9 protein-coding genes and 1 pseudogene are annotated in these 13134 nt (G+C 73.6%); 6 read left to right on the forward strand and 4 right to left on the reverse strand.

Annotated features, from left to right (window positions below; translation table 11 throughout):
- Window positions 1-37: 37 nt before the first annotated feature.
- From ACSNOK_RS22420 to ACSNOK_RS22435, 4 genes and pseudogenes are all read left to right on the forward strand, one after another.
- A pseudogene (locus ACSNOK_RS22420) lies at window positions 38-1627 on the forward strand (glycoside hydrolase family 13 protein); the annotation flags it as partial.
- A gap of 25 nt (window positions 1628-1652) precedes the next feature.
- The gene (locus ACSNOK_RS22425) at window positions 1653-2678 is read left to right on the forward strand and encodes a LacI family DNA-binding transcriptional regulator (protein ID WP_436782541.1); all 1026 of its coding nucleotides are present in this window, start codon (window positions 1653-1655) and stop codon (window positions 2676-2678) included.
- A gap of 157 nt (window positions 2679-2835) precedes the next feature.
- Window positions 2836-3684 (forward strand): phosphatase PAP2 family protein, encoded by an 849-nt coding sequence (locus ACSNOK_RS22430; protein WP_436782542.1) that lies wholly within the window; start codon window positions 2836-2838, stop codon window positions 3682-3684.
- 141 nt (window positions 3685-3825) lie between these two features.
- The gene (locus ACSNOK_RS22435; RefSeq protein ID WP_436782543.1) at window positions 3826-4542 is read left to right on the forward strand and encodes a hypothetical protein; all 717 of its coding nucleotides are present in this window, start codon (window positions 3826-3828) and stop codon (window positions 4540-4542) included.
- Between the two features lie 37 nt (window positions 4543-4579).
- Here ACSNOK_RS22435 and ACSNOK_RS22440 read toward each other — a convergent pair whose 3' ends face one another.
- From ACSNOK_RS22440 to ACSNOK_RS22455, 4 genes are all read right to left on the reverse strand, one after another.
- Complete coding sequence (locus ACSNOK_RS22440) at window positions 4580-7627, reverse strand: bifunctional [glutamine synthetase] adenylyltransferase/[glutamine synthetase]-adenylyl-L-tyrosine phosphorylase (RefSeq protein ID WP_436782548.1); 3048 nt, start codon at window positions 7625-7627, stop codon at window positions 4580-4582.
- Between the two features lie 306 nt (window positions 7628-7933).
- Window positions 7934-9295, reverse strand: a complete 1362-nt coding sequence (gene glnA / locus ACSNOK_RS22445) for a type I glutamate--ammonia ligase (protein ID WP_099200781.1) — start codon at window positions 9293-9295, stop codon at window positions 7934-7936.
- A 271-nt stretch (window positions 9296-9566) separates the two neighbouring features.
- Window positions 9567-11087: a protein kinase domain-containing protein gene (locus ACSNOK_RS22450; protein WP_436782544.1), complete on the reverse strand. Its 1521-nt coding sequence runs from the start codon at window positions 11085-11087 to the stop codon at window positions 9567-9569.
- Window positions 11088-11251: 164 nt separating this feature from the next.
- Window positions 11252-11659, reverse strand: coding sequence for a MerR family transcriptional regulator (locus ACSNOK_RS22455; RefSeq protein ID WP_436782545.1), 408 nt, complete (start codon window positions 11657-11659; stop codon window positions 11252-11254).
- A 71-nt stretch (window positions 11660-11730) separates the two neighbouring features.
- On the opposite strand from ACSNOK_RS22455, the gene ACSNOK_RS22460 reads away from it, so the two are divergent.
- Together ACSNOK_RS22460 and ACSNOK_RS22465 are read left to right on the forward strand one after the other, a co-directional pair.
- Window positions 11731-12654 carry an aldo/keto reductase gene (locus tag ACSNOK_RS22460; protein WP_436782546.1) on the forward strand — a complete coding sequence of 308 codons (924 nt, stop codon included), beginning with the start codon at window positions 11731-11733 and terminating at the stop codon, window positions 12652-12654.
- Window positions 12651-13109: a nitroreductase/quinone reductase family protein gene (locus ACSNOK_RS22465; RefSeq protein WP_436782547.1), complete on the forward strand. Its 459-nt coding sequence runs from the start codon at window positions 12651-12653 to the stop codon at window positions 13107-13109. Before ACSNOK_RS22460 ends, ACSNOK_RS22465 begins: the two co-directional genes overlap by 4 nt.
- Window positions 13110-13134: the final 25 nt, after the last annotated feature.

A 13134-nucleotide genomic window follows, 5' to 3' on the forward strand; every position in this document is an offset into this window, starting at 1 on the left:
TTGTGTATAAGAGACCGCCACACCCCCGTCCAGCACCCCGGACGCCTGGTGGCGCCGAGCCGTCATCTACCAGATCTACGTCCGCTCCTTCACCGACAGCGACGGCGACGGCATCGGCGACCTGCGCGGGGCGACGCGGCGGCTGCCGTACCTGGCGGAGCTGGGCGTGGACGCGGTGTGGCTGACGCCGTTCTACGCGTCGCCGCAGGCGGACGGCGGGTACGACGTGGCGGACTACCGGGCGGTCGACCCGCTGTTCGGGGACCTCCGGGACGCGGACGACCTCGTCCGCGAGGCGCACCGCCTGGGCCTGCGGGTCATCGTCGACATCGTGCCCAACCACACCTCGGACCGGCACGCCTGGTTCCGGGAGGCGCTGGCGGCGGGCCCGGGGAGCCCGGCGCGGGCGCGCTACCACTTCCGCCCGGGCCGCGGCGCGGCCGGCGAGCTGCCGCCGAACGACTGGGAGTCGATCTTCGGTGGCCCCGCCTGGACGCGTACGACGGACCCCGACGGCACCCCCGGCGAGTGGTACCTCCACCTGTTCGCCCCCGAGCAGCCGGACCTCGACTGGGACAACCCCGAGGTGCGGGCGGAGTTCGAGTCCGTACTGCGCTTCTGGCTGGACCTCGGCGTGGACGGCTTCCGCATCGACGTGGCACACGGCATGGTCAAGGCGCCCGGCCTCCCCGACATCGGCCGAAAGGAACAGGCCAAACTCATCGGCGCCCAGGTGCTGCCGTTCTTCGACCAGGACGGCGTCCACGAGATCCACCGTTCGTGGCGCCGGCTGCTGGACTCGTACCCCGGCGAGCGGATCGGCGTGGCGGAGGCGTGGGCTCCGTCGCCCGAGCGGCTGGCCCTGTACGTCCGCCCGGACGAGCTGCACCAGGCGTTCAACTTCCAGTTCCTGAACTGCCCGTGGCGCGCGGAGTCGATGCGCCGGGTGATCGACGAGTCACTGGCCGCCACCCACTCCGTCGGCGCGCCCACCACCTGGGTGCTCTCCAACCACGACGTGGTCCGGCACACCACCCGGTACGGCGGCGGCGAGCGGGGCACGCGCCGGGCCCGGGCCGCCGCGCTGCTGATGCTGGCGCTGCCCGGCTCCGCGTACGTCTACCAGGGCGAGGAGCTGGGCCTGCCGGAGGTCGTGGACCTGCCGGACGAGGTGCGCCAGGACCCGGCGTTCTTCCGGGGGGACGGCCAGGACGGCACCCGCGACGGCTGCCGGGTGCCGCTGCCGTGGTCGGGCGAGGAGGCCCCGTACGGCTTCGGGCCCGGGTCCGGGCCGGACGGCAGCTGGCTGCCGCAGCCGGCGGAGTGGCGGGCGCTGTCGGTGGAGGCGCAGTCCGGCGACCCGCGCTCGACGCTGGAGCTCTACCGCTCCGCGCTGGCCCTGCGCCGGTCCCTGCCCGGCCTGGGGGCCGGGGAGATGTCGTGGCTGGCGGCGCCCGAGGGCGTGCTGGCGTTCTCCCGCCCGGGTTTCGTCTGCACCCTCAACACCCTCCCCGAAGAAGTGGAACTGACGGTTCCGGGCCGTCCGGTGCTCGCCACCGCCGCCCTGGAGTTCCACGCCGGAGCCGTCCGGCTGCCCGCCGAATCCTGCGTCTGGTGGGAAGTCTGAGATGCGACCGGTACAGTCACCTCCCGTGACCGCACGGCTGGCCGATATCGCAGCCCAGGCGGGTGTCAGCGAAGCAACCGTCAGCCGCGTCCTCAACGGCAAGCCGGGGGTGGCCGCCTCCACCCGCCAGTCCGTGCTGGCCGCGCTCGACGTACTCGGCTACGAACGGCCGGTGCGGCTGCGGCAGCGCAGCGCCGGCCTGGTCGGGCTGATCACCCCCGAGCTGGAGAACCCCATATTCCCGGCCTTCGCCCAGGTCATAGGGCAGGCCCTGACCCGGCAGGGCTACACCCCCGTCCTCGCCACCCAGACGCCCGGCGGCTCCACCGAGGACGAGCTGACCGAAATGCTGGTGGACCGCGGGGTCGCCGGGATCATCTTCGTCTCGGGCCTGCACGCCGACACCTCCGCCGACATGCAGCGCTACGAGCGGCTCCGCGCCCAAGGCGTGCCGTTCGTGCTGATCAACGGCTTCTCGGCACAGGTCAGGGCGCCGTTCGTCTCCCCCGACGACCGGGCCGCGATGCGGCTCGCCGTCACCCATTTGGCGGAGCTCGGCCACCGCAGGATCGGCCTGGCCCTGGGCCCCCGCCGCTACGTACCGGTACAGCGCAAGATCGAGGGCTTCCTGCGCGGCATGGCCGACCAGCTCGGAGTGGCGGCGGACGACGCCCGGCAGTGGGTCGAGCACTCCCTGTTCACCCTGGAGGGCGGCCAGGCGGCCGCCGCGGCGCTTCTGGAACGCGGCTGTACGGCCGTGGTGTGCGCCAGCGACATGATGGCCCTGGGGGCCGTCCGCGCGGCCCGGAGAGCCGGTCTGGAGGTCCCCCGGGACGTCTCCGTGGTCGGTTTCGACGACTCCCCGCTGATCGCGTTCACCGATCCGCCGCTGACGACGATCCGCCAGCCGGTCCGGCCCATGGGGCAGGCGGCGGTGCGGGCGCTGCTGGAGGAAATCGGCGGGACGCCCGCCCCGCACAGCGAGTTCGTGTTCCTGCCCGAGCTGGTCGTCCGCGGGTCGACGGGCTCGGTGCCGGCCCGGACCACCTGAGGCTCCGCCCCGCCCCGTAAGCCGCCCGAAGCTCCGGCCCGGGCCGCCCGGCGCCGCCCCGGGCGCCCGTACGACGCCCGCGCGCCCGGCCGAAAGCACGCCAAACCCGACTTGAGATCGATCTGCGCTCCCGCGGACTCTGGCACACTGTGGGCCTATGGGTGAAGCGACAGCAAGGACCCTCGAAGGCCGCACGGCCGCCCCGCCACCCAACGGGGAAAGCGGGGACAGGCCGCCCGCGGAGCGGCCGTCGCCGCGCCGGCCGCGCGCGCCGCGCCGCCCGCGGCTGTGGTTCGAGGTGCTGCTCATCGCGATCGGTTACTGGACCTACTCCCTGATCCGCAACGCCGTTCCGGAGCAGCGGGCCGACGCGCAGCGCAACGCCGACTGGATCTGGTCCACCGAGCAGAGCCTGCACATCGCCGTCGAGCACACCGTCAACAAGGCGGTGAACTCGGTGACCTGGCTCATCGTCGGCATGAACTACTACTACGCCACCCTGCACTTCGTGCTCACCATCGGCGTGCTCGTGTGGCTCTACCGCCGGCACCCCGGCCGGTACGCCGCCGCCCGGCTCGCCCTCTTCGCCACCACCGCCGTGGCCCTGCTCGGCTACTACCTGTACCCGCTCGCTCCCCCTCGGCTCATGGACGACGGCCCCGGCTTCGTGGACACCGTCCTCGCCCACCACACCTGGGGCTCCATGGCCTCCGGCAACCTCGCCGACGTGTCCAATCAGTACGCGGCGATGCCGTCCATGCACATCGGCTGGTCGCTGTGGTGCGGCGTGACGATCGCCGTACTGGGCCGGTGGCTGTGGCTGCGGGCGCTCGGCGTCCTGTACCCGGTGGCGACCCTCGTCGTAATCGTCTCGACGGCGAACCACTTCTGGCTGGACGCGGTCGGCGGAGCACTGTGCCTGGCCTTCGGCTTCGCGGTCTCGTACGCGTGGTACCGGGCGTTCCCATACCGACTGGCACGACAGGTCGCCGCACGGAGCCAGTGACCCGGTTCCGGGATGTGTGACCGGTAGCGACAGATCCGGTCGAGGATCCCCGTTCATTCAGGGGCCCGGCTCGTCGTCCCGGCGCTTGAACCCGTCCTGGGCGCGCACCGCCCGCGTACGCCCCGGAAGGGCTTTCACCTGATGGCATACTCGTCGGCAAGAATTCTGGAAGCCCTTGGAACCTTCGCGCCAGTGGCTTGGGTAAGGATCTCGGCGAACAAGAACGATTTCGAAGGAAGGCTTCAGATTCCGTATGCGTCATGGCGTTTCGCAACGCCCCGCGAGGGGTTGGCGGAGGTCTTCAGGGAGCTTGTTTCCCGCGACCCCAGGAGAATCGCCTGGACCTTCGACGACTCCAGGAGGAATTGGCTGCTGACCCCGACTCGCCTGCTGAGCGACGAGGGCAGAGCGAACGATTCGGATTATCTCGACACGGCGGTGCGTATTTCCCGGACGGATCAGCGGTTCTGCGCGGAGGCAGCCGCCGACATGGCGGACATCTTCGAAAGCATCCACAGCCGCGGCAAGGATTCACATGAGCGCGTACTGCATATGCTCCACGTCCTCGCGCTGGACGCACAGCGGCAGATCGATTATGCACGCCAGATGAGAGCGACGATCGGCAGTCTCGCCCTTCGGTTTCACGACGCGCTCCGAAGCGCTCCGGCCGCCTCGATGACCGACGAGTCCCGGAATCGCCTGGCCGCCGCGCTTTCGCCCGTCGAGGAACAGCTGCGTCGGATGACGGAGACCGGAGCACCCTTGTGGAAGGAGTCCGGGGTGCGGACGGCGCCGGAGTGGGCTGCCCTCAGGGAGCGGGCGCGGAAGGCGCTGATCGAGCTCGGGTGCGAGCCGTGAGCGAGGGGGCGCCGTACCGGTAGGCGGTTCGGCGTCCCTACCCCCCGTAGAACCGCTCCTCGACCACCGCCCGCGCCCGTCGCGTGACCCGGCGGTAGTCGTCCAGCATGTCTCCGACGTGGCCCGGCTCGTAGCCGAGGTAGCGGCCGACGGCGGCCGACTCCCGTGGGTCCCCCGGGAAGGTGTCCCCCGGCCTTCCCCGTACCAGCATCACCGCGTTCCGCACGCTGGTCGCGAGCACCCACGCCTCGTCGAGGATCCGTGCCTCGTCATCCGACAGCAGTCCCACCTCGCGCGCCGCGGCGAGGGCGGCGCGTGTCCGCGTCGTCCGCAGTCGCGGCTCCGCGTGACCGTGGCGCATCTGCAGCAGTTGGACGGTCCACTCGACGTCGGACAGCCCGCCTCGGCCGAGCTTCGTATGGGTGGTCCGGTCGGCTCCCCGAGGGAGCCGTTCGCGCTCCATCCGGGCCTTGAGCCGCCGGATCTCCCGGACGGCGTCCTCGGACAGCCCCTCGGCGGGATACCGCAGCGGATCGATCAGCTCGATGAACCGCCGCCCGAGGTCGGCGTCGCCCGCGACGGGCTCGGCCCGCAACAGCGCCTGGCTCTCCCAGACCAGCGACCACCGCCGGTAGTACGCGGCGTACGAGGCGAGGCTGCGCACCAGCGGCCCGGACTTCCCCTCCGGCCGCAGGTCCGCGTCGATGAGCAACGGCGGGTCGGTCGTGGGGAGTTGGAGCAGCCGCCGCATCTCGTTGGCCACGGCGAAGGCCGCCTTCGCGGCCTCCTCGTCCCCCACCCCGTCCCGGGGCTCGTGCACCAGGAGGACGTCCGCGTCCGACCCGTACCCCTGCTCACGGCCGCCGAAGCGGCCCATCCCGATGACGGCGAACCGCGTGGGCAGCGTGTCGCCCCACTCCGCGCGGACGGCGGCGCGCAAGGCCCCCGCCAGGGCGGCGGCGTTGACGTCGGAGACGGCCCGGCCGACGAGGTCGCAGCGGGCGCCGTGGTCGCGGTCGCCGGGCCCCGGGGCGGGGCCGCCCGGGCGTCCGTACGCGCCGACGATGTCGGCGGCGGCGATGCGGAACAGCTCGCGCCGGCGCACCCCGCGGACGGCGACGATGGCCTTCTCCGCGTCCTCGGCCCGGCCCACGGCCGCCAGCGTCTCCTGTTCCAGCGCCTCGCGGTCGCGCGGCCGCAGCCCTTCGGGGGCGCCCAGCAGGGCGACCGCCTCGGGGGCGCGCAGCAGCAGGTCGGGGGCGAGCCGCCCGGCGGACAGGACCCGGGCGAGATTCTCGGCGGCGGCGCCCTCGTCGCGCAGCAACCGCAGGTACCAGGGTGTCTTGCCCAACGCGTCGGACACCTTGTGGAAGTTGAGCAGTCCCGCGTCGGGGTCGGAGGAATCCGCGAACCAGCCCAGCAGCACGGGCAGCAGCGTACGCTGAATCGCCGCCTTCCGGGTCACTCCCGAGGCAAGCGCCTCCAGATGGCGGAGCGCGGCGGCCGGGTCCGCGTAGCCGAGCGCCCCCAGGCGCTGTCCGGCGGCCTTGGGGCTGAGCCGGATCTCGCCCGGTTCGAGCTGGGCGACGGCGTCCAGCAGCGGCCGGTAGAACAGTTTCTCGTGCAACCGCCGCACCTCGCGGGAGTGCCGGCGCCACTCCTTGCCGAGTTCGGTGACGGGTTCCGTGCGGAAGCCGAGGGAGCGGCCGAGGCGCCGCTGTTCGGCCTCGCTCTCGGGGACGAGGTGGGTGCGGCGCAGCCGGTGGAGCTGGATGCGGTGTTCCATGGCGCGCAGGAAGCGGTACGCGGCGTCGAGCGCGGCGGCGTCGGCGCGTCCGACGTAGCCGCCGGCGGCGAGCGCGGCCAGCGCGTCGAGGGTGTTGCCGCTGCGGAGGGTGGCGTCGCTGCGGCCGTGGACGAGCTGGAGGAGCTGGACGGCGAACTCGACGTCCCGCAGCCCGCCGGGGCCGAGTTTGAGTTCGCGGTCGAGCCGGTCGGCGGGGATGGAGGCGACGACGCGGCGGCGCATCTGCTGCACGTCGGGGACGAAGTTGTCGCGTTCGGCGGCCTGCCAGACCAGCGGTGAGACGGCGTCCGCGTACTCCTGCCCGAGACCGGGGTCGCCGGCCACCGGCCGGGCCTTGAGCAGCGCCTGGAACTCCCAGGTCTTCGCCCAGCGCTGGTAGTACGCGAGGTGGCTGCTGAGCGTGCGCACCAGCGGCCCGTTGCGGCCCTCGGGGCGGAGGTTGGCGTCGACGGGCCAGATCGTGCCCTCGGGCGTGATGTCCGAACAGACCCGCATCATGCGGGAGGCGAGGCGGGTGGCGGCCCGCAACGCCGTCCCCTCGGGGGTGTCGCCGCGCGGTTCCGCTACGAAGACGACGTCCACGTCCGAGACGTAGTTGAGCTCGTGGCCGCCGCACTTGCCCATGCCGATGACGGCGAGCCGGCAGGCCGCCGCGTCGTCGGGCTGCTCGTCGGCGGCGATGGCGAGGGCCGCGCGCAGGGTGGCGGTGGCCAGGTCGGCGAGTTCGGCGGCGGTCTCGGCGACGTCGGTGCTGCCGGTGACGTCCCGGGCGGCGACGGTGAGCAGGCAGCGGCGGTAGGCGGCGCGCAGCGCGTCGGACGGCGTGAGCCCGGCCTCCCGGCCCGCGGCGGCGCCCTCGGCGAGGGCCTGTTCGAACTCGGCGGTGCCGGGGTGCAGGTCGGCGCGCTCGAACGTGACGAGGGCGTGCCAGTCGCCGGGGTGCCGGGCGAGGTGGTCGCCGAGCGCCTCGGACGCGCCGAGTACGCCGAGCAGCCGGTCGCGCAGGGGTTTGGCGGTGACGACGGTGTCCAGCAGCGCCTGCCGTTCGGCCGGGCCGCCCCGGGCCTCCAGGGACTCGGCGAGGCGGACGAGGCCGAGCAGCGCGAGGTCGGGGTCGGCGGTCGCGCCGAGCGCGTCGAACAGCACCGGGTCGTCCCGCAGCGCCGCGAGCCCGTCCGCGTCCAGCAGCCGCTCGGCGGCGGCGGGGTCGGCGAACCCGCTCCGCACCAGCCGGGTGTACGTGCTGCCGCGACGGCCGTCGGGCCGTCCGTCCGGCAGCCCGTCGGGGCGCGCCTCGGGCCGTCCGTCCGGCAGCCCGTCAGGCCGTGCCTCGGGCCGTCCGTCGGGCCGTCCTCCGGGTCGTCCTCCGGGCTGTCCGGGTCGTCCTTCGGGGAGGGACACCCCCACCGCCTCCTGTCCGTTCACGTTCCGGGCGTCGTGTTCCGGTGCCGCCCGGGGCGGCGGGCCGCCGCCCCGGCCGGTCGGGGGCGCTCTTCCCGGCCGGGCCGGCGCGCAACCCCCGGCGCCCCGGCCGGGCGGCGTCCCCGCGGGAGGGCCGCCGCCGCGCGGCGCGGGGCCGCGGGGCTACAGCACCGGCAGCATCTTCCGCAGCTCGAACGCGGTGACCTCGGAGCGGTACTCCTCCCACTCCTGCTTCTTGTTGCGCAGGAAGAAGTCGAAGACGTGCTCGCCGAGGGTCTCGGCGACGAGTTCGCTGCGCTCCATGAGCTCGATGGCCTCGCCGAGGTTCTGCGGGAGGGGTTCGATGCCCATGGCGCGGCGTTCGGCGTCGGAGAGGGCCCAGACGTCGTCGTCGGCGCCGGCGGGGAGTTCGTAGCCCTCCTCGATGCCCTTGAGGCCGGCGGCCAGCAGGACGGCGTACGTCAGATAGGGGTTGGCGCCGGAGTCGATGGAGCGGACCTCGACGCGCGTCGACCCGGTCTTGCCGGGCTTGTACATGGGGACGCGGATGAGGGCGGAGCGGTTGTTGTGGCCCCAGCAGATGTACGAGGGGGCCTCGCCGCCGGCGCCCGCGGTGCGCTGGGAGCCGCCCCAGATGCGCTTGTAGGAGTTGACCCACTGGTTGGTGACGGCGGAGGTCTCGGCGGCGTGCCGGAGCAGGCCGGCGATGAAGGAGCGGCCGACCTTGGACAGCTGGTACTCGGCGCCGGACTCGTGGAAGGCGTTGCGGTCGCCCTCGAAGAGGGAGAGGTGGGTGTGCATGCCCGAGCCCGGGTACTCCGAGAAGGGCTTCGGCATGAACGTCGCGTGCACGCCCTGCTCCAAGGCCACCTGCTTCATCACCAGGCGGAAGGTCATGATGTTGTCGGCCGTGGAGAGCGCGTCGGCGTAGCGCAGGTCGATCTCCTGCTGGCCGGGGGCGCCCTCGTGGTGGCTGAACTCGACCGAGATGCCCATGGATTCGAGCATGGTGATGGCCTGGCGGCGGAAGTCCATGCCCACGTTCTGCGGGGTGTGGTCGAAGTAGCCGGAGGAGTCGGCGGGCACCGGGCGGGTGCCGTCCACCGGCTTGTCCTTGAGCAGGAAGAACTCGATCTCGGGGTGGGTGTAGAAGGTGAACCCGAGGTCGGAGGTCTTGGCGAGGATCCGCTTGAGGACGTAGCGGGGGTCCGCGTACGACGGGGAGCCGTCCGGCATCAGGATGTCGCAGAACATCCGGGCGGTGCCGGGGGCCTCCGCGCGCCAGGGGAGGATCTGGAAGGTCCCCGGGTCCGGCTTGGCGATCATGTCGGATTCATACACGCGAGCGAATCCCTCGATCGCGGAGCCGTCGAACCCGATGCCCTCGTCGAACGCCTGCTCAAGCTCGGCGGGGGCGACGGCGACCGACTTCAGGTAGCCGAGCACATCGGTGAACCACAGCCGCACAAAGCGGATGTCGCGCTCCTCGAGGGTGCGGAGCACGAACTCCTGCTGCTTATCCATAGCTACCTATCCTCGCTGGTCAGGCCGGCCGGCTCCCGGCCGCGGGGCAGGCCGGGGGCACATCAGCATCCCACCACACGATTTCGGAGGCGTTGCGCCCGGGCGTCCCGTGGTGGTCGGTTCCATTGTGGGTGCCACGGAAGGGCGGCGCAGGGGTGGGCCTCCCGTCGACCGCGCCTCGCCCCGCTTTTCGCGAGTCCTGCCGCGGTCCTGCCGCGGTCTTGTCACGGTCCTGCCGTCCGGGGAGCGGGGAGCGCCGGCCGGCTCCGGGTCAGGAGCAGGAGCCCTCGTGCTTGCAGATCCGGTTCCGGTCCGCCGCGCGGTGGCTCAGGTAGCGGCCGACGCAGGTGTCGTCCGTCAACCGCCCCGCTTCCTCGCAGAAGGTCAGGGCGGCCGTGCCGCCGGAGAACGGGCCGGGCGCGTAGACGACCCAGTAGCCGGGCCGGAGGGAGGCGTAGTCGTCGCTGCGGAGCACCCGGGCGTCCGGTATCTGGCGGCGGACGGCGGCCAGCTCTCGGTCGCGGGCGCCGGGGCCGTCGGCGAGGGGGACGGAGGCGAGCTGGGCGATCCAGGTGCCGGGCTCGCCCTCCGGGCCGGAGGACGGCGGGGCGGGAGCCCGCGTGCTGTCCGGCGGCGCGGCCGGCGGATCGGACCGGAGGTCGGAGGGGGCCGGGGCCGGGGACGAGGGGGCGGCCGACGGCGGGCGGGTGCCCTGGGCGGAGACCGTCGCCCCGGGCGGGAGCGGCGCCGCCGCCCGGCCGCCTCCGCCGTCGTCGTCCGTCAGCCGCAGGCCGACCAGGGTCCCCGCGACGCCCACGAGCACACACAGCGCGGCGACCCCGGCCGCCCGCGTCACCCGCCGCCGGCGCGCCCGCCCGTCCGCCGGGGGAACCGGCCCGTCGACGACCGTGGGCGCGTGGTGCGGCCCGGGTCCGGCCCCGTGGGGGAGACCGCGTGCCGCGGCGTCCAGCATCCGGGCCAGTTCCGCGGCGTCCGGCCGGGCCGCCGGGTCGCGGACGAGGAGGGCGGTCAGCACGGGCGTCAGGACGCCGGCCCGGAGCGGGGGCGGCGGCGGGGTCTCGCGTACGGCGGCCAGGGTGGCCAGCGGGGTGTCGCGGCGCAGCGGGTTGCGGCCCTCGACCGCGAGGTACAGCAGCATGCCCAGCGACCACAGGTCGGCCGCCGGGCCGCCCGGCTCGCCGGCGGCCCGCTCGGGCGCCATGTACTCCGGGGAACCGACGACGCCGCCGGCGAGCGTCAGGCCGGGGGCGTCCTCCAGGGCGGCGATGCCGAAGTCGGTGAGCACCGCGGAACCGTCCGGCCGGACGATCACGTTGGCGGCCTTGACGTCGCGGTGCCGGACGCCCGCCGCGTGCGCGGCGCGCAGCGCCGAGAGGACGTCGGCGCCCACCCGGGCGGCCCGTACGGGGTCCAGGGGGCCGCCGTCGTCCAGCATCCGCTGGAGGGTGACGCCCTCGACGAGCTCCATGACCAGCCAGGGGAACGGGTCGTCCGGGACGATCTCGTGGATCGTCACCACGTTGGGGTGGCGCAGCCGGGCGAGGGCCCGCGCCTCCCGCAGCACGCGCTCGCGGACCGCCGCGACGTCGCCTCCTCCGGCGGCGTCCGGGCCGGGGCCGCCGGGCAGCCTGACCTCCTTGAGCGCGACGTCGCGCCGCAGCTCCGGGTCGTGGGCGCGCCAGACCGTCCCCATGCCGCCGTCGCCCAGCCGCTCGACCAGCGAGAAGCGGCCCGCCACCACCCGGCCCGGCCCGCCCGGTTCCGTCCCCATCCGGCACCCCCACCGCTTTGGGAAGCCCCGCGCGCTTCCGTCGCCCTGAGCATGGCGGCCTCGGGCGCCCCGGTTCAACCCGGCGACGGGGAGCGCCGGTTACCGTCCGACGAGGTGGCGTACGTCCGGCGAGGGCTCGTACGGGCCCGTGGCCGCCCTCAGCCTCAGCCCACCGGGACCCCCACGGCCTCCGTGACGGCGCCCTGGGCGGAGGCGCCTTCCGTGGCGGCCCCCTCGGTGACGGCGAGGATGGCCGCCAGGCCCGCCCGGCTCTCCTCCAGTTCGGCGATGCGTTCCTCCATGCCGCGGAGCTGGTCCCGCAGCCGGTCGCTCACGCAGGGGTGGACGAACAGCCCGTCCCCCTCCACGCAGGGCAGCACCTCCCGGATGACCCGCGTCGGCAGCCCCGCGTCCAGCAGCGCCCGGATGCGGCGGACGGTCAGGGGCGCGTCGGGCCCGTACGAGCGGTGACCGCCGGGTGTGCGCTCCGGGGTGAGCAGGTCCTGCTCCTCGTAGTAGCGCAGCAGGCGGACGCTCACTCCGGTGGCGGCCGCCAGTTCTCCGATCTTCACTAGTGATCCCCCTCACAGTGGCGTGCTCCGGCTTGAAGCTCACACATGTGTCAGCTTCTACCTTTTCCGCCATGCAGCAGAACACAGCGCAGAACCAGGCTCCCCTCCACCCTCTGACCCACGCCATCGGCGGCGACCTCGTAGTGCCGCGCCTCGGCTACGGCGCCATGCGCCTCGCCGGCCGGCCCGACGAGCGGCACGGCGGCACCGCTCCGATCTGGACGGCCCCCACCGACCGCGCGGACACGATCGCGCTGCTCCGGCGGGCGGTCGAGCTCGGGGTCCGCCTCTTCGACACGGCGGACGCGTACGCGCTGGGCGAGAACGAGAAGGTGGTGGCCGAGGCGCTCCGCCCGTTCGCCGACGAGGTCGTGATCGCCACGAAGGCGGGCGTCGTCCGGCCGTCCCCCACCGAGTGGGTCACGCACGGTCACCCCGCCTACCTCCGGCAGCAGGCCGAACTGAGCCTGCGCCGCCTCGGCACCGACCGCATCGACCTGTTCCAGCTGCACCGAATCGACCCCGAGTACCCGCTCGCCGACCAGGTCGGCGCCCTGAAGCAGCTCCAGGACGAGGGCAAAGTCCGTCACATCGGACTCTCCGAGGTGACGGTCGACCAGCTGCGGGAAGCGTCCGAGATCGTCCCCGTCCACACCGTTCAGAACGAGTACAACCTCGGCGAGCGCGGCCACGACCCCGTCATCGACTACGCGACGGAACACGGCATCGCGTTCCTGCCCTTCTGGCCCATCGCGATGGGCGAGCACGCCGGCCCGGACAGCCCGGTGACGGCCGTGGCGCGCGAGCTCGGGGCCACCCCCGCGCAGACGGCCCTGGCCTGGCTGCTCCGGCGCTCCCCGGTCATGATCCCCATCCCCGGCACCTCCTCCCCCGCGCACCTCGCGGAGAACTGGGAGGCCCTCGACCTGCACCTCAGCGCCGAGCAGTACGCGCGCATCGACGAGGCGACGGCCCGCGAGGCGGTCGCGTCATGACCACCACGAGGACCGGCACGCAAGCGGTACCGGTCAACAGCAACCCCTTCAACCTCAGGGTGATCGAGGAGTTCCGGGCCAACGGAGGGGTGGTGGGGGGCGAATTCGCCGGTACGCCGCTGCTCCTGCTCACCACCCGGGGCGCCCGCAGCGGCGCGCTCCGCACCACCCCGCTGGTGTACCTCGGGGACGACGCCGGCCGTCCCCACGTCTTCGCCCTCAACGGCGGCTCGCCCACCGCCCCCGCCTGGTACCACAATCTGCGCGCCCACCCGGAGGAGCTCCGCGTGGAGCTGGGCGGCGAGTCCTTCCACGCCCGGGCGGTGGAGGTCACGGACCCGGAGGAGTACGCCGAGGTGTGGCGGCGGCAGATCGAGGCGGAGCCGAAGTTCGCCGGATTCCGGGAGCGGGCGGGGCGTACGGTGCCGGTGGTGCGGCTGGAACGGCGGCGGTAGAAACGCCGCCGGCGGCGCCCCCCCC

The sequence above is a fragment of the Streptomyces sp. URMC 126 genome (genome assembly GCF_051386555.1).
Lineage (GTDB): Bacteria > Actinomycetota > Actinomycetes > Streptomycetales > Streptomycetaceae > Streptomyces.

Excerpts from the sequence above, each read along its gene's own strand:
- glnA (WP_099200781.1), bottom strand. The coding sequence starts at position 9,295 with ATGGATAAGCAGCAGGAGTTCGTGCTCCGCACCCTCGAGGAGCGCGAC.
- ACSNOK_RS22435 (WP_436782543.1), top strand. The coding sequence starts at position 3,826 with ATGGCATACTCGTCGGCAAGAATTCTGGAAGCCCTTGGAACCTTCGCG.
- ACSNOK_RS22450 (WP_436782544.1), bottom strand. The coding sequence starts at position 11,087 with ATGGGGACGGAACCGGGCGGGCCGGGCCGGGTGGTGGCGGGCCGCTTC.
- ACSNOK_RS22460 (WP_436782546.1), top strand. The coding sequence starts at position 11,731 with ATGCAGCAGAACACAGCGCAGAACCAGGCTCCCCTCCACCCTCTGACC.
- ACSNOK_RS22430 (WP_436782542.1), top strand. The coding sequence starts at position 2,836 with ATGGGTGAAGCGACAGCAAGGACCCTCGAAGGCCGCACGGCCGCCCCG.
- ACSNOK_RS22465 (WP_436782547.1), top strand. The coding sequence starts at position 12,651 with ATGACCACCACGAGGACCGGCACGCAAGCGGTACCGGTCAACAGCAAC.